14 protein-coding genes are annotated in these 14,259 nt (G+C 63.7%); 4 read left to right on the top strand and 10 right to left on the bottom strand.

Annotation, left to right across the window (positions count from 1 at the left end; translation table 11 throughout):
- Nucleotides 1–18: 18 nt before the first annotated feature.
- From P0D68_RS30805 to P0D68_RS30780, 6 genes are all read right to left on the bottom strand, one after another.
- Nucleotides 19–1,059, bottom strand: a complete 1,041-nt coding sequence (locus P0D68_RS30805; RefSeq protein ID WP_408187546.1) for a LacI family DNA-binding transcriptional regulator — start codon at nucleotides 1,057–1,059, stop codon at nucleotides 19–21.
- A 236-nt stretch (nucleotides 1,060–1,295) separates the two neighbouring features.
- A complete protein-coding gene (locus P0D68_RS30800) occupies nucleotides 1,296–2,375 on the bottom strand; it encodes an ABC transporter permease (protein WP_091793763.1) in 1,080 nt (359 codons plus the stop codon).
- A complete protein-coding gene (locus tag P0D68_RS30795) occupies nucleotides 2,372–3,970 on the bottom strand; it encodes a sugar ABC transporter ATP-binding protein (RefSeq protein ID WP_408298185.1) in 1,599 nt (532 codons plus the stop codon). Before P0D68_RS30795 ends, P0D68_RS30800 begins: the two co-directional genes overlap by 4 nt.
- Before the next feature lie 300 nt (nucleotides 3,971–4,270).
- Nucleotides 4,271–5,233, bottom strand: coding sequence for a sugar ABC transporter substrate-binding protein (locus P0D68_RS30790; protein WP_408298187.1), 963 nt, complete (start codon nucleotides 5,231–5,233; stop codon nucleotides 4,271–4,273).
- A 329-nt stretch (nucleotides 5,234–5,562) separates the two neighbouring features.
- On the bottom strand, nucleotides 5,563–6,540 hold the full coding sequence (gene corA / locus P0D68_RS30785; protein WP_091793757.1) for a magnesium/cobalt transporter CorA: 978 nt from the start codon (nucleotides 6,538–6,540) through the stop codon (nucleotides 5,563–5,565).
- A 182-nt stretch (nucleotides 6,541–6,722) separates the two neighbouring features.
- A complete protein-coding gene (locus P0D68_RS30780; RefSeq protein WP_408298189.1) occupies nucleotides 6,723–7,208 on the bottom strand; it encodes a hypothetical protein in 486 nt (161 codons plus the stop codon).
- Nucleotides 7,209–7,446: 238 nt separating this feature from the next.
- Between P0D68_RS30780 and cydX the strand changes: the two genes are divergently transcribed.
- Both cydX and P0D68_RS30770 read left to right on the top strand, forming a co-directional pair.
- On the top strand, nucleotides 7,447–7,596 hold the full coding sequence (gene cydX, locus P0D68_RS30775; protein WP_091793752.1) for a cytochrome bd-I oxidase subunit CydX: 150 nt from the start codon (nucleotides 7,447–7,449) through the stop codon (nucleotides 7,594–7,596).
- Complete coding sequence (locus P0D68_RS30770) at nucleotides 7,593–8,210, top strand: P-loop nucleotide/nucleoside kinase family protein (protein ID WP_408298191.1); 618 nt, start codon at nucleotides 7,593–7,595, stop codon at nucleotides 8,208–8,210. The genes cydX and P0D68_RS30770 overlap by 4 nt, the downstream gene beginning before the upstream one ends.
- A 137-nt stretch (nucleotides 8,211–8,347) precedes the next feature.
- Here the strand turns inward: P0D68_RS30770 and P0D68_RS30765 are convergent, their stop codons facing one another.
- The 3 genes from P0D68_RS30765 to P0D68_RS30755 all read right to left on the bottom strand — a co-directional run bounded on the left by P0D68_RS30765 (nucleotide 8,348) and on the right by P0D68_RS30755 (nucleotide 11,197).
- Nucleotides 8,348–9,445 (bottom strand): saccharopine dehydrogenase family protein, encoded by a 1,098-nt coding sequence (locus P0D68_RS30765; protein WP_408298193.1) that lies wholly within the window; start codon nucleotides 9,443–9,445, stop codon nucleotides 8,348–8,350.
- A 251-nt stretch (nucleotides 9,446–9,696) separates the two neighbouring features.
- Nucleotides 9,697–10,155 (bottom strand): Lrp/AsnC family transcriptional regulator, encoded by a 459-nt coding sequence (locus P0D68_RS30760; protein ID WP_007181725.1) that lies wholly within the window; start codon nucleotides 10,153–10,155, stop codon nucleotides 9,697–9,699.
- Nucleotides 10,156–10,312: 157 nt separating this feature from the next.
- Nucleotides 10,313–11,197 (bottom strand): LysR family transcriptional regulator, encoded by an 885-nt coding sequence (locus tag P0D68_RS30755; RefSeq protein ID WP_091793747.1) that lies wholly within the window; start codon nucleotides 11,195–11,197, stop codon nucleotides 10,313–10,315.
- 187 nt (nucleotides 11,198–11,384) lie between these two features.
- Here P0D68_RS30755 and P0D68_RS30750 point away from each other — a divergent pair, with 187 nt between their 5' ends.
- Together P0D68_RS30750 and P0D68_RS30745 are read left to right on the top strand one after the other, a co-directional pair.
- On the top strand, nucleotides 11,385–11,900 hold the full coding sequence (locus tag P0D68_RS30750; protein WP_091793745.1) for a Spy/CpxP family protein refolding chaperone: 516 nt from the start codon (nucleotides 11,385–11,387) through the stop codon (nucleotides 11,898–11,900).
- A gap of 329 nt (nucleotides 11,901–12,229) precedes the next feature.
- Nucleotides 12,230–12,667, top strand: coding sequence for a PGDYG domain-containing protein (locus P0D68_RS30745; RefSeq protein WP_408187537.1), 438 nt, complete (start codon nucleotides 12,230–12,232; stop codon nucleotides 12,665–12,667).
- A 91-nt stretch (nucleotides 12,668–12,758) separates the two neighbouring features.
- On the opposite strand, the gene P0D68_RS30740 is transcribed toward P0D68_RS30745, so the two are convergent.
- Nucleotides 12,759–14,063 (bottom strand): MFS family transporter, encoded by a 1,305-nt coding sequence (locus P0D68_RS30740; RefSeq protein WP_091793740.1) that lies wholly within the window; start codon nucleotides 14,061–14,063, stop codon nucleotides 12,759–12,761.
- Nucleotides 14,064–14,259: the final 196 nt, after the last annotated feature.

Below are 14,259 nucleotides of genomic sequence, written 5' to 3'. Positions count from 1 at the left end.
CAAAGTCTGGCCGCCAGATCAGGCCGCCAGATCGCGTTTGGCCGCGCCGCCCCAGGTCGCGGTGGACTCGCGCACGATCAGGCGCGGCGATACGACGCGCCGGCGGCCAGGCGGACGCGGACTATCGGGGGAGCCACCGGCAATGCGTTCGATCAGCGTTTGCGCGGCGATGTCGCCGAGCGCGCGAACCGACTGACCGACGGTCGAGAGCGCCGGGTAGGTGAAACGCCCCAGTTCGATATCGTCGAACCCGATGATCGAGCAATCACGCGGCACGCTGATATTGCGTTCCGCGGCTGCGCGCAGCGCGCCGATGCCCATCATGTCGTTGCAGGCGAAAATCGCCGACGGTTTGACCGTGTCGAACAGTTGGCCCGCCGCGCGGTAACCGCCGGTGCCCGAATAATCGCTTTCCACGATCGCGTCGGGCGCAATCTCGATGCCGCGCTCGCTCATCGCGCGGATGAAGCCATGCACGCGCATCGCGCTAACCGCTGTCTGCACCGTGCCGGTAATACAGCCAATCCGTACGTGCCCCAGTTCGAGCAGATGCCGGGTGGCGAGATACGCGCCCTTCTCGTGGTCGATCTGCACGAGATCCGCATTCAGCCCTTCGATGTTGCGGTCCAGAATCACCAGCGGCTCGCGCGAGTCGGCGAGCGTCTGCGCGAGCACGGCGTCGTCGCCGGCGGATGCGACGATCAGGCCGTCGATCCGTTTTTCCTGCAGCACGCGCAGATAGTTACGTTGCTTGGCCGGATCGTCGTCGGAATTGCAGAAGAACACGCAGTAGCCGTTGCGCGAGCAACCGTCCTCGATGCCGCGCGCCAGCTCCGCGAAATACGGGTTCGTGGTGTTCGGCACGACGAGCCCGATCGTCGCCGTCGACCGGGCCTTCAGCGAGCGGGCCACCGCCGACGGAACATAGTGAAGCTGACGGATCGCGTGCTCGACCTTCGCGCGCACGTCAGCCGACACGGGCCGCGAGTTGTTCACCACGTGCGATACCGTCGTGAACGACACGCCCGCCGCGGCCGCTACATCCTTGATCGTCGCCATAACCTGTTGCTCTCCTGCCTGTTTTACCCGCCGGCCGCACCACCTGGCGACCTACCGGCCGTTTTCTTCGAAAACTGACCAACCCCGTAAATACTGACGCTTTACCGCGCGTCTCGCTGCGACTGCCCGTGCCGTGCATGCGGCTTCCGGTTCCGCTACTTCTGCTACTTCTGCTACTTCTGCTACTTCTGCTGCCGGCGTGCCGCGAACTGCCGGCTTGCCGCGCCGACCCTCGATCAGGCGCGCTTGCGACGGCTGCGATACGTATCCAGCACCACCGCCACCACGATCACCGCGCCGGTGATCATGCGCTTGGTCGGCTCATTCGCACCGATCTGCGCGAGGCCGGCCGCCAGCACCGAAATGATCAACACGCCGAAAAAGGTGCTGATCACCGAGCCGCGCCCGCCCATCAGGCTCGTGCCGCCGATCACCACGGCCGCGATCACCTGCAGTTCGACGCCTTGGCCCGCATTGGGGTCGGCCGCTTCCAGACGCGAGATCTGGAACAGCGCGGCCAGCCCGGCGAGCGCGCCCATCAGTGCGAACACGATGACCTTGTACGGCCGCGGATTGACGCCTGCAAGCCGCACCGCCTCCTCGTTGGTGCCGATGCCGACCAGATAGCGGCCGAACACCGTGCGCGTGAGCACCAGTTGCGCGATCACCATCACCGCCACCGCGATCAGGAACGCCGGCGAGATGCCAACTGCGATCGGGTTCGACAGGAAGTCGAACGCGTCGCCGATATAGGCGGTGCGCGAATTCGTCATCTGATACGCCATGCCGCGCGCGGCTTCGAGCACACCGAGCGAGACGATGAACGACGGAATCCGCCAGCCCACCGTCACCGCGCCGGTAATGGTGCCGGTCAGCGCCGCCGCGGCGACCCCGAGCAGCGCCGACGGCAACGGCCCCCAGCCCCACTTCAGCGCGGCCACGCTCACCACCGACGCGCCCAGCGCCAGCACCGACCCCACCGACAGATCGATCCCGGCGATGATCAGCACGAACGTCATGCCCACCGACATCACCACCAGATCCGGAATCTGATTGGCGATCGTGCTGAAGGTGTCGTACGTCAAAAAGTGCGAACTCAGCAGCGAGAACAGCACGATCATCGCCAGCAACGCGCCGGCGAGCCCGAGGTAATTCGAAAAGCCCAGGCGCGTGCCGGCCGGCTTGCCGCTCGCGAGCGGCGCCGACGGGTCGGCGGGCGGCGCGACGGCGCCCGTGCTGCCCGCACCACTCACGCTCCCCACGCCGCCCACACCCGGCTTGTCGCCCGATGCTTCAGGCGCCGATTGATCGTTCATGACAGACTCCCTGCTTCGCTGGTGTCGGGGGCGGCGTGCAGCAACGCTTCGCGGCTGCGATAGCCGGCGAAAGCCGCGGCCAGCAGCGCGTCCTGCGACCAGTTGTCGCGCTCGAACACACCCGTCATGCTCCCCGCGGACATCACGCCGATCCGGTCGCAGATCAGCATGAGCTCCCGCAAGTCGCTCGACACCACGACGAGCGCGCGTCCTTCGCGAGCCAGCGCACCCATCAAGCCATAAATATCGAACTTCGCGCCGACGTCGATGCCGCGCGTCGGTTCGTCGAACAACAGCACGCGGCAGTCGCGCGCCAGCCAGCGGCCGATCACGACCTTCTGCTGGTTGCCGCCCGACAACTCGCCGACAATCTGCGCCGGCCCGGATGTGCGGATCCGCATCGCGGTGATCTGCTTCTGCGCCAGCGCGTTCTCCCGCTTCGCGTCGACGATACCGTGCCGCGCCACGCTGCCGATATTGCCGAGCGACACGTTGGCCGCGATCGGCTGCGGCAGCAGCAGGCCTTCACCTTTGCGGTCTTCGGTGATGAGCGCGATGCCGGCGCGCACCGCGTCCGAGGGCGAAGCGATCTGCACCGGCGTGGGCGGCGCGCCCGGCGTTGCAGCCAGCGCGACGCTACCGCTATCCTTCTGATCGGCACCGTAAATCAGCCGCATCAACTCCGTGCGGCCCGCGCCGATCAAGCCGCTAATGCCGAAAATCTCGCCCGCACGCACTTCGAACGACACCTCGCGCACCACCTTGCCGCGCGTAAGCCGCTCCACTTTCAGGAGCGGCGCGCCGATGTTGCGCACGCCCAGATCGATCCGCTCGCCGAGTTCACGGCCGACCATCCATGTGACGATTTCGTCGCTGGTCAGGTTGGCCATCGCGTCGACGTGCACCAGCCGGCCGTCGCGCAACACCGCGATCTGCTCGGCCACTCGCGCCAGTTCCTCGAGGCGGTGCGAGATGTAGACCAACGCCACGCCGCGCGCCTTCAGCCGGTCGATCTGTTCGAACAGCAGATCGACCTCGCGCGCGGTCAGCATCGCGGTCGGTTCGTCGAGGATCAGCACGCGGCAGTCGTCGATCAGATTGCGTGCGATTTCCACCATCTGCTGGTGACCGATACCGAGCTCGCCGACCAGCGTGTCCGGATCGATCGCGTCGAGGCCGACCTGCGCCATGGCCTGGCGCGCGTCTTCACGCAGCTTGCGCCGGTCGATCCAGCCGAAGCTGAACGCGCCGACCCGCGGCAGGCGGTTCAGGAACAGGTTCTCGGCCACCGATAACGTCGGCAGCAGATTCAGCTCCTGCATCACCATGCGCACGCCTAGCGCCTCGGCCTCGGTGCGGCTTGCCGGCGCATAAGGCTCGCCGCCGAGCCGCATCGTGCCGGCGGTCGGCTCGACCAGCCCTCCAATGATCTTGGACAGCGTACTCTTGCCTGCGCCATTCTCACCCGTCAACGCCAATACCTCGCCGGCGCGCAGCGACAGGGAGATGTCGGCGAGCACCGGTTCGGCGTAGGTCTTGCCGATGCCGCTGACCGACAGTACGGCAGGTACAGCGTCGTGGTCGGTTGAATCCATCGCAATCCTGGTTCCAAGGCGGCGGCGGTGGCCACACGCAATCCGTTTGCATGTGGCCGCCACCGGCCGTCTCGTGTCATGCGGGCCCAATGTGCGGAATGCACAGGCGCTAACAGCCACGCCCCCTCCCGTCGCGCGGCACCGTCATGACGCTTACCTCTGGAATTAACGGCGGCACGGCAGGTTTCTTGAGCGCTTATTGAATAGCCGCGGGTTCGTGAGCGCACGCCATGCATTGAGCATGAAACGTCGTTGCCCCGAACCTGCGTACGACTTAGCCCGGCGCTAACCGGGCCATGTTCACTTCGTGACCAGATCGCACGGCGTCTCCACCACGCCCGACAGATCCGACTGCTTCTTGTGCTCGCTGAGCGCCTTCAGCGCGGTGTCGATACCGAATACGGCCTGCTTGGCGGCGTACTGATCCGCGGTGGCGAGCACGCGTCCGTCCTTGAGCATCGGCTTGATCGCGTTGATGTTGTCATAGCCCACCACCAGCACCTTGCCCTGCTTGCCCGCCGCGCGCACGGCCGAGACCGCGCCGATCGCCATGTTGTCGTTGCCGGCGAGAAGCACCTTCAGATTCGGGTATTCGTTGAGCATGGCCGACGCCACCGCATTGCCCTTGTCGATCTCCCATTCACCCGATTGCACCGAGACGACCTTCGCGCCGACCTTCTGCATCGCGTCCTTGAAGCCGGCGGTGCGCTGCTGCGCGTTGGTGGTGGTCGACACGCCTTCGATGATGCCGACCTCGTCGCCCGCCTTGAGCTTTTTGGCCAGATAATCGCCGACCTTCTGCGCGCCCTTGCGGTTATCGGGACCGACGAACGGCACGTTCAGATCTTTCGACTTGAGCACGTCCGGGTCGAGCCGATTGTCGATATTCACGACGATGATGCCCGCATCAACCGCCTTCTTGACGACCGGCACCAGCGCCTTTGAATCAGCCGGCGCGAGCACGATCGCGTCGACCTTCGAGACGATCATCTGCTCGACGATGCGGATCTGGTTCGCGGTATCGGTCTCGTCCTTGATGCCGTTGGTGATCAGGTCGAATTGCGACGGGTTATGCTTCTGATAGTCCTTCGCGCCGGTTTCCATGGTCAGGAAGAACTCGTTGGCGAGCGACTTCATGACCAGCGCGACCTTCGGCTTGTGAGCGGGCGCGCTCTGCGCATACGCGGAGGAAAACGGCAAAGCGGCGCCGGCGGTGGCGAGGACGGCGGCCGCCAGGATGCGGCGGCGAATGCGTTGGTTCATGCCTATCTCCAGGGTCTGTCGGGCTCCAAAAAGAGCCTTATTTTTAATAGTGCGCAAACGTTTGCGTGGGCCATTCTCAGCGCAGTCCGCGCGACTTGTCAACGACGCGCGGTGGTGCGGCGCACCCGCTCGATTCGAACCGGCGCACCGGATCGGCGCGCCGGCAGGTGACGTGTGGCAAAGGGTCCCTCGCTTGGTCCGTGCTTGGCGAATTTGCCGCCGGCTGCAAGATCACAGCCCGGCGGGCCGCCTATGCTGGACTTTTATTGCGCACGATGCAAGCGGGGACAACGCGGGACGAGTTCGCAAAGCGCCGCCCTCTGCGTCGATCAAAGCCAGCCGGCTTTGCGGAATCGCCAGTACAGCACGAGGTCGACGGTCAGCATGACCGCCAGACAGATCGGATAGCCGTACTTGTAGTGCAACTCGGGAATGCTCTGGAAGTTCATCCCGTAGATGCCGGCAATCATGGTCGGCACCGCGAACAGCGCGGCGAACGAGCCGAGCCGTTTGGTCACCTCGCTCTCGGCGAGCGAAATCATGCCGAGATTGACCTGCACGGCGGTGACGACCATTTCGCGCCGTCCGTCGATGATTCTCACGATCCGCTCGAGGTGATCGTAGACGTCGCGGAAGTACGCCTGCATGCCCTCGCAGACGCTCGGAATGCGCCCGCCCGTGAGTTTGCTGATGGCTTCCTGCAGCGGTGCGATATGGTGCTGCAGGATCACGAGGCGGCGCTTGAGCGAGTACAGATCCTGGATGATCGCGCGCGACGCCGCGGAATTGTTGCGGTCGAAGATACGGTCTTCGAGTGCCTCGATCTCGCTGTTCATCGTCTCGATGATCGGAAAATATCGATCGACGATGTCGTCGGCAAGCGCATACAGCACGAACGCCGAGCCTTCCTTGAGCAATTGCGGTTCGCGCTCGCAGCGGGCGCGCACATTCTGAAAGCCGATGCGCGTACCGCGCCGCACCGACAGCACATAGTTGCGCCCCACGAACACGTCGACTTCGCCGATCAGCAATTCGTTGTCTTCGTCCATCTCCACCGTGTGCATCACCGCGAACAGCGATTCGCCGTACTCCTCGATCTTGGGGCGCTGGTGACCGTTCTGCGCGTCTTCGATCGCGAGTTCGTGCAGGCCGAATTCGTGTTTCATCACGGCCAGCTCTCCCGGGCCCGGGTCCTTCAGCGCCACCCAGACAAAGCACTCGGGCCGCGCCACGTAATCGCTGATGCTATCGATGTCGATGTCTGCCAGCTTCCGGCCGTCCTGATAGGCGGCGCAATTGATCAGCATGTTTGAATTACCTTGAAAACGGAACAGACCGGCCGGACCCTTACGACGCGTAAGCCATGCGTAGGGCCTAAACCGGCCGGATTTGCAATAGCCGTCATGTTAAGGGCTATGCGTGGGCGTCATGTATCGAATTGTTAAACCGCGTGGGCGCTTCAGGCTGCATGCTCGCGCGGCAGAGAACGCTATTGAGCGACCCGCTGCAGCGCAATGCGGTGGTCGTCGCCGAACGTGACCGAAGCGCGATTGGTGTAGCGCGTATCCGCCGTCACCATGAAGCGCATTTCGATGACAGGATCAAACTGCGTCGACACGGCGATGCGATGCACGCCCGGGCTCAGATAAAAGACCACGTGCTCGCCGTTCATTACGTCCGTGACCTGCTCGCCGTCGATATACACCAGCGCACTGCGAAAACGCACGATCACGTCGCGCGAGCGCTCACGCCGGACATCCACGGCGACGAGCCCCGCCCCCGGCTCCGTGTAGCCAGGCCGGACAATGCGCGCGGCCGGCACTGCCTTGAACGGAACGGGCTCGGCGGGTGTGGAAGCGCAGCCGGCGAGCACGCCAAGGCTCAACGCGGCCAGCGTGCCCAACGCGCCCAACGCGCCCAGCCGGGCCATGGCGACCAGCGCGGCTTTGCGATGGTGATCCAGACGCATCGGCATGCGGGTTCTCCCGTGTTGTTGATTGTGGTCCCGCTTTTCTGCTTCTTCTAACCAGCATGCCGGACGATGCCCGACCGTCCTGACCGCTGCTGCGCCCTTTCCATGCATGATAGCAACGCACGCCCGTTCTGCCAGCCTGGCCGAATGGACGACCCCTGGCCCCTTGCGTGGCGCCGCGTTCTTCTTCATGATCGCTGCAAAGGGCAGCTCGTAACCTGCCGATCACAAGGAGACAGCAATGTGGTATTTCACCTGGATTCTCGGCATCGGCGTGGCATTGGGCTTCGGCATCATCAACGTGATGTGGCTGGAGGCCGGCGGCAAGTTCGCCCGTGACCCACAGGTGGCCGGCGCCGTATCCGCCCCGCCGGAGGACACGCCTTCGTGACGCATCTGGTTTTCTTCTGCGGTCACGCAGGCACGGGCAAGACCACGCTCGCGAGGAAACTGCATGGCCCGCTGATGAAAGCGTGCGGCACGCCCTTCTGCCTGCTCGATAAAGATACGCTTTACGGTGGCTACAGCGCGGCCGCCATGGCCATGCTGACCGGCGACCCCAACGACCGCGACAGCCCGCTGTTCCTCGAGCATCTGCGCGATCCCGAGTACCGCGGCCTGCTCGACACCGCCCGCGACAATCTCGAACTCGGCGTTAGCGCGCTGGTGGTCGGGCCGCTTTCGCGCGAAGTGCGCGAGCGGCGCCTGTTCGATCGCGCGTGGCTGGGCGTGAGTGCCGAAGTAGCGTTGCGGGTCGTATGGGTTTATACGTCGGAAGAGACGGCGCATCAGCGGATCGTGGAGCGCGCGAATCCGAACGACGCCTACAAACTCGCGCATTGGGACGAGTACCGGCAGCGCCGCTTCGCGCCCAGCGGCGATCTCTGCGACGACCTGCTGATGTTCGACAATACCGCGCCTGCTTCGGCGGATTATGAAGCGCTGCTCGCACGCATTGTCGGCGCGCCGCGCGGGGCGGCGATCATGCCGCCGGTGCCGGTTTAGCCTGCGCGGCACGCCACAAAAAACGACGCCCCGCAGCGCGGGGCGTTTGAAAGACCCTCTACGGAGTCTTCATTGCTGTGTGCAGCAGGCTTTTCTCGCCTGCCGCCACGTTGTCGCACGGCCCTCCTGCCACGCCGTCAGACAGTCGCCATCGTCTCCAGCGACTGTCCCTCGTACAACTGGCCGAAGCGGTTCGCGAGGAAATCGCGCAGCGACACCTGCTCCTGACGCACAAAGCCCTTTTGCGGGAGCTTCTGTTCACGGAACAGATCGAGCACCGCGCACATCGCGCCGGCCGTGGTGATCTGGATCGCGCTCATCGGCACGCCGCACACCGTCTTCGCGAAGATCTTGCGGGTGAAGACTTCCTGCACCAGTTGACCGTCGCGCATGCCGCTCACCGTGATGAACACGAGCACCACGTCTTGCGCGGTGGAAGGCACCGAACGCCGCATGATGTTCTTGAGCGTGTCGCGGTCGCTGGCAAGACGCAGGTCTTCGAGCAGGAACTGCATCAGGTTGCGGTGGCCCGGATAGCGCACCGACTTGTAGTCGAGCGATTCCACCCGGCCCGACAAGGTTTCGCACAGCGTGCCAAGACCGCCGGAGGTATTGAAGGCTTCATACTCGGTGCCGTCGAGCGAGAAATGTTCGAGGCCTTCGAGCGGCTGCACCCATTGCGTGCGGCTGTCGCGGATCGCTTCGCACGGCTGGCAATACTCGTTGATCAGGCCGTCGACGCTCCACGTCAGGTTGTACTTCAGCGCGTTGGTCGGGAATTCCGGCAGCGCGCCCACGCGCATCTTGACGTCGCGGATTTCCGTGAAGCGGTTTGCGAGTTCGTGCGCGGCAATGCCGATAAAGCCCGGCGCCAGACCGCACTGCGGCATGAAGGCGTGCTCGGCGTCGTCGGCGATCGCGCGGATCGCGTGCGTGGCGCGCACGTCTTCCGTCAGATCGAAGTAATGCACGCCCGCGCCCTTGGCAGCCGCGGCCACGTTCACGGCGAGGTAATAAGGCAGCGCGTTGACGAGCGCGTCGAAGCCTTGCACGGCCGCGCGCAGCGCGGCGGCATCGGCGGAATCCACACGGCGGGTCGGAATGCCCTGAGCGGCGAGCTTGTCGAGCGCGTGCTGGTCGCGGTCGAACGCGACGACTTCGTAGTCGCCGGTTTCACGCAACATATGGGCGATGGTGTGACCGATCAAACCTGCGCCTACGATAGCTACTTTCATACGCTTCTCCTTGTTATCTGTGTGCTGTCTCCAGCTTGGGACGTGCGCTGCGCTCGTGGCGCCGCGCCCAGCGGGCTGAACCCTTGAGCAACAGTTTAGGGAGAAGCAAAAACACTTCATACGCGCAAAATGCTGCGCTATGACTATGAACTTCGACGTTATGACGAACACATCAGTCGATGTGTCGAAAAATTGTTAAAACCGCGTAAATGAATGGCGCCGTGCGCAGCCCACGGAGGCTGCTCGTCCGCTCACACCATGCCGCGGTCGATCTTGCGCGCGAGAATGATCGAGGTCGTGGTCCGCTCCACGCCCTCCAGACCGCCGATCTGGTCAAGCAGATCGTTGAGCCGGTCGGGCGAATCGGCGCGCAGCCACGCAACGTAATCGAACTCGCCACTCACCGCGCACAGCAACTGCACCTCGGGCATCTTGCCGAGACGTTTCTGCACGGCGGGCCCGTGTTTGGGCGCGATGATGATGCCGACGTAGGCCATGATGCTCGAGTCGAGCACGTCCTGGCCGAGCCGAACGCTGTAACCAGCGATCACGTTGCTGCGCTCGAGCCGCGCAATTCGCGCGATCACCGTGGTGCGCGCCACGCCCAGTTGGCGCGCGAGATTGGCGACGCTCTCGCGTGCGTTGGCTTGTAGCAGCGCAACCAGGTTGCGGTCGAGATCGTCGAGTTGGTCGAGGCGCGGAGGTCTCATCGAAGGTCAATGATGTGGTTCAGGTGAGGCGGATTATCGCGCGTCTGCGGCGGCGAATGGAGAAGTCGGCGGGCCGATCCACATGAACCGTCAAGCAGGCTGCGACAGACATCGCAAGCGTTGCCCACTTCATGACAACTGGCAGCGGCTGCCGGCGCTACGCCCCGAACCGTTCGATCACGAAATCGATGAAGCTGGTGAGCTTGGCCGTGGCGCGGCGATCGCGCGGATAAACCAGATGGACCGGCGCGCCCTCGGGCAGATAGTCCTCCAGCACGGACACCAGTTCGCCGCTGGCGATTTCCCTCGCGAGCAGCGCCTCCGGCTGCAACACGAGCCCGAAGCCGTGCAACGCGGCGACCTTGAGCGCCTGGCCGTTGTTCGCGCGAAACCGTCCGGCGCGCAGATGGTTCTCCTCCGCGCTCTCGCCGCCGAGGCGCCATAAACCTTCGCGGCCCCAGTGCAGAAACCCGAGGCATTCATGCTCCTTGAGATCCTCCGGCGTGCGCGGCGTGCCGGCGCGCGCCAGATACGCCGGAGAAGCGCATGCGCGCATCCGGTAGGGTTTCAGCGGCCGTGCGACCAGACTCGAATCCGGCAATTGGCCGATGCGTATCGACGCATCGAAACCCTCTTCCACCAGGTCGATCACGCGATTCGAAAGATCGAGTTCAAGCGTGATGTCTGGCCATGCGGTGAGGTATTCGGTCATTGCCGGGGCGAAAACTTCCACGCCATAGGTGAGCGGCACCGTCACCTTGAGCACGCCGCGCGGCGCGGCCGCCATTGCCTCGGCGAGCGACTCCGCGTCCTTGACGTCAGCGAGGATGCGCCGGCATTGCTCGTAATACTGCCGGCCGATCTCCGTCAGGCTTTGCCGGCGTGTCGTGCGCGTCAGGAGCCGCGTGGCGAGCCGGGTTTCCAGCGAACGGATATGCTTGCCCACCATCGCCGACGAAATGTCGAAGCGCTCGGCGGCCGCCGTCAAACTGCCCGCCTCGACCACGGCGACGAAGATTTCCATGCTGACGAATTTGTCCACCCGCTATTTCCTGTTCGTTTCGGTTGTAAGCGTTTGTCGCACAAGAGCCGCATTGTAGGGATATCGTGATACTAATAGCGGCGACGGCAAAGTGGGCAGCCGGCCGCCATGCGTCGCCATGACTGGCGCAAGGCGGGCCGCTCGCACACGAGCCTTGTCCCAATTCGAACAGACATCAGGAGTTTCGATGAAAAAAGCACTGGTAATGCTGGCCACCGCAGTCGCCATGAGCGGCGCATTCGCACAAACTTCCGCGCCGGCGTCGGCGCCGGTGAGCGCCGCTTCGGCACCCGCCGCCAAGGCCGGCCACGAGCGCAATGTCGAAGACCGCATCGCCTACCTGCATTCGCAACTGAAGATTACTTCGGCTCAGGAACCACAGTGGAAAGCGTTCGCCGACGTGATGCGCGGCAATGGCCAGACGATGGGCGAGTTGTTCCAGCAGCGCCGGGCCGCGACGAACGTGTCCGCGCTCGACGACATGAAGCAATACGCGACCATCGCGCAAGCACATGCTGACGGCATGAAGAAACTGGTCGATGCGTTCGACCCGCTGTATAACAGCTTCTCGCCGGAACAGAAGAAACTGGCTGACGTGACTTTCCATCAACCGGGCGGTGTGGAAGGCCATGGCCATCGTGGCAAGGGTAAAGGTGGCAAGGCCGCCGCTGCCCCGGCAAGCGACGCCACTGTGAAGCCGTAAATAACCCCCTGCGCGCCGCGCGGATATGCCGCGGCGCGCGCCGGACTTGTTGGCCGGACTTGTTGGCCGGACTAATTGCCGGGCTTATTGCATGACCGGCCGCGTAGACCGGCTCCGCCCCACCAATTCGCGCTTTCTCTGAATCCGCATGCCGATCCGGCAACCTTCCGTTTTGTCTTTTCACGTATATGCGACACACGGCCGTTCCGCGCCGCTGTTCATCGCAAAAGAAACCGGTCGTCAGATGCATCTGGCATGATGCGAGTCGTACGCGGCCCGAAGACCTGAAGTCCTGCGCCGCCGCCCCGCTCCCCATACCAGCTCGCTTTATGACCGAACTCAAAAATCTCGATCTGAATCAAGACGCTAACGCCTGCCGTGTCGTAAAAGACGAAACGGTCAGCGTGGAATTTGCCGCCGCCGAAGGCGAATTGATGAGCCTTGAAGGCCCGAACCGTTACGTCCGCGGCGACGCGCTGATCACCGGATCAACAGGTGACCGCTGGGTCGTCTCACGGGAACGCTTCAACGCCAAATACGTTCCCGCCGACGCAACGATCTCGCACGGCGAAGCGGGTGCGTACCGCAACCGCCCCGCTGTCGTGCTGGCCAAACAGATGCATGAAGCGTTCACGCTCGCGCGCTCGGCAAACGGTGGCGACGTGCTGCACGGCGCCGCCGGCGACTGGGTCATGCAGTACGCGCCGGGCGACTACGGTGTGGTACAGGCGGCACGCTTCGCGAAGGTTTATCGCGTGGCGAGTTAGGCGTGATTAGCGGCGCTGGCCGCGCGAGCGCCTGACCGGTCACGACCGCGCTCGCGCGACAAGCGCGTGGATTCGAGGCTTTGCTGGCAGCTCACGGCTCGTGCCGCAAATAGCCCTCTTTTGAAGGGTCACGCATCAGGAACGCCACGACACCGGCGATTGCGCACATCGCCGTCACATACCAATAGAACGTGGACTCGCTGCCCGCCTGCTTCAACCACAGCGCGACATACTCCGCCGAGCCGCCGAAGATCGCATTGGCCACCGCATACGACAACCCCACGCCCAGCGCGCGCACTTCCGGCGGGAACATTTCCGCCTTGATCAGACCGCTGATCGACGTGTAGAAGCTCACAATGGCAAGCGCCAGCACCACCAGGCCAAATGCCGCATACGGGCTCGTCACGTCTTTTAGCGCATGCAGCAACGGCACCGTGCCGATGGTCGCGAAAAACCCGAAGAACAGCATCGAACGGCGGCGGCCGATGCGGTCGGACAACGCACCGAACGCCGGCTGCATCACCATATACACGAACAGCGCCGCGGTCATCACGTTGCTGGCCGTCTTGGCATGCATGCCTGCCGTGTTGACCAGGTACTTCTGCATGTACGTCGTGAACGTGTAGAAAATCAGCGAGCCGCCGGCCGTGAAGCCGAGCACGGTCATGAACGCGCCCTTGTGCACCCACAGACCGCGCAACGTGCCCGCTTCCTTGCGATGACGCGTCTCGGCCGTGGTGGTTTCGTCGAGCGATTTACGCAGATACAGCGCGATCAAGGCCGCCAGCGCGCCGATCACGAACGGCACGCGCCAGCCCCACGCCTTCAGCTCTTCGGTGGAGAGCGTTTGTTGCAGCACCACCAGCACGAGCAGCGCGCACAACTGCCCACCGATCAGCGTGACGTACTGGAACGACGCAAAAAAGCCGCGCCGCCCCTTGAGCGCGACTTCACTCATATAGGTCGCGCTGGTCCCATATTCGCCACCCACCGACAACCCCTGGAATAGCCGCGCAACCAGCAGCAGCGCCGGCGCGAGCGCGCCGATCTGTGCGTAGGTCGGCAGCAGCGCGATCACGAGCGACCCGCCGCACATCATGAACACCGACACCATCATGGCCATGCGGCGGCCGTGCTTGTCGGCGAGACGGCCGAAGAACCAGCCGCCGATCGGACGCATCAGGAAGCCTGCCGCGAACACGCCGGCGGTGTTGAGCAACTGCGTGGTCGGATTTCCACTCGGGAAGAACGCCGGCGCGAAGTACAGCGCGCAGAACGAATACACGTAAAAGTCGAACCACTCGACGAGATTGCCCGATGAAGCGCCAACGATCGCGAAGATGCGGCGCCGTGTGTCTTGTGTGGATACTGCCGCCGGAATATTGAGATTTGTCATCGGTCTTTATGCTCCTGCATGTCCCCTGGTGATTGTATTGATAGTGCGCGGCTGGGCCACGCTTCGTTATTTTCTTGGTTCGGCATTCTAATTGAATGTTGTGCATCCCGGATCGAGATTCCGTATATCTAATTAATTTTTGCTTACCCGGACCAACGAAACTTATGTCACAAAAATGTTTATTCACCTCCGCCGG

The organism is Paraburkholderia sp. RL17-380-BIE-A, assembly GCF_046028085.1.
Taxonomy (GTDB): domain Bacteria; phylum Pseudomonadota; class Gammaproteobacteria; order Burkholderiales; family Burkholderiaceae; genus Paraburkholderia.
Note: the sequence above shows the minus strand (reverse complement) of the source record. Positions and strands in the feature narration are given on the sequence as shown.

Bases quoted from the DNA above. Each gene is read 5' to 3' on its own strand.
- corA (WP_091793757.1), bottom strand. From the start codon at position 6,540: ATGCTGATCAATTGCGCCGCCTATCAGGACGGCCGGAAGCTGGCAGAC.
- P0D68_RS30765 (WP_408298193.1), bottom strand. From the start codon at position 9,445: ATGAAAGTAGCTATCGTAGGCGCAGGTTTGATCGGTCACACCATCGCC.
- P0D68_RS30740 (WP_091793740.1), bottom strand. From the start codon at position 14,063: ATGACAAATCTCAATATTCCGGCGGCAGTATCCACACAAGACACACGG.
- P0D68_RS30780 (WP_408298189.1), bottom strand. From the start codon at position 7,208: ATGCCGATGCGTCTGGATCACCATCGCAAAGCCGCGCTGGTCGCCATG.
- P0D68_RS30805 (WP_408187546.1), bottom strand. From the start codon at position 1,059: ATGGCGACGATCAAGGATGTAGCGGCCGCGGCGGGCGTGTCGTTCACG.
- P0D68_RS30800 (WP_091793763.1), bottom strand. From the start codon at position 2,375: ATGAACGATCAATCGGCGCCTGAAGCATCGGGCGACAAGCCGGGTGTG.
- P0D68_RS30795 (WP_408298185.1), bottom strand. From the start codon at position 3,970: ATGGATTCAACCGACCACGACGCTGTACCTGCCGTACTGTCGGTCAGC.
- P0D68_RS30750 (WP_091793745.1), top strand. From the start codon at position 11,385: ATGAAAAAAGCACTGGTAATGCTGGCCACCGCAGTCGCCATGAGCGGC.
- P0D68_RS30745 (WP_408187537.1), top strand. From the start codon at position 12,230: ATGACCGAACTCAAAAATCTCGATCTGAATCAAGACGCTAACGCCTGC.
- P0D68_RS30790 (WP_408298187.1), bottom strand. From the start codon at position 5,233: ATGAACCAACGCATTCGCCGCCGCATCCTGGCGGCCGCCGTCCTCGCC.
- P0D68_RS30760 (WP_007181725.1), bottom strand. From the start codon at position 10,155: ATGAGACCTCCGCGCCTCGACCAACTCGACGATCTCGACCGCAACCTG.
- cydX (WP_091793752.1), top strand. From the start codon at position 7,447: ATGTGGTATTTCACCTGGATTCTCGGCATCGGCGTGGCATTGGGCTTC.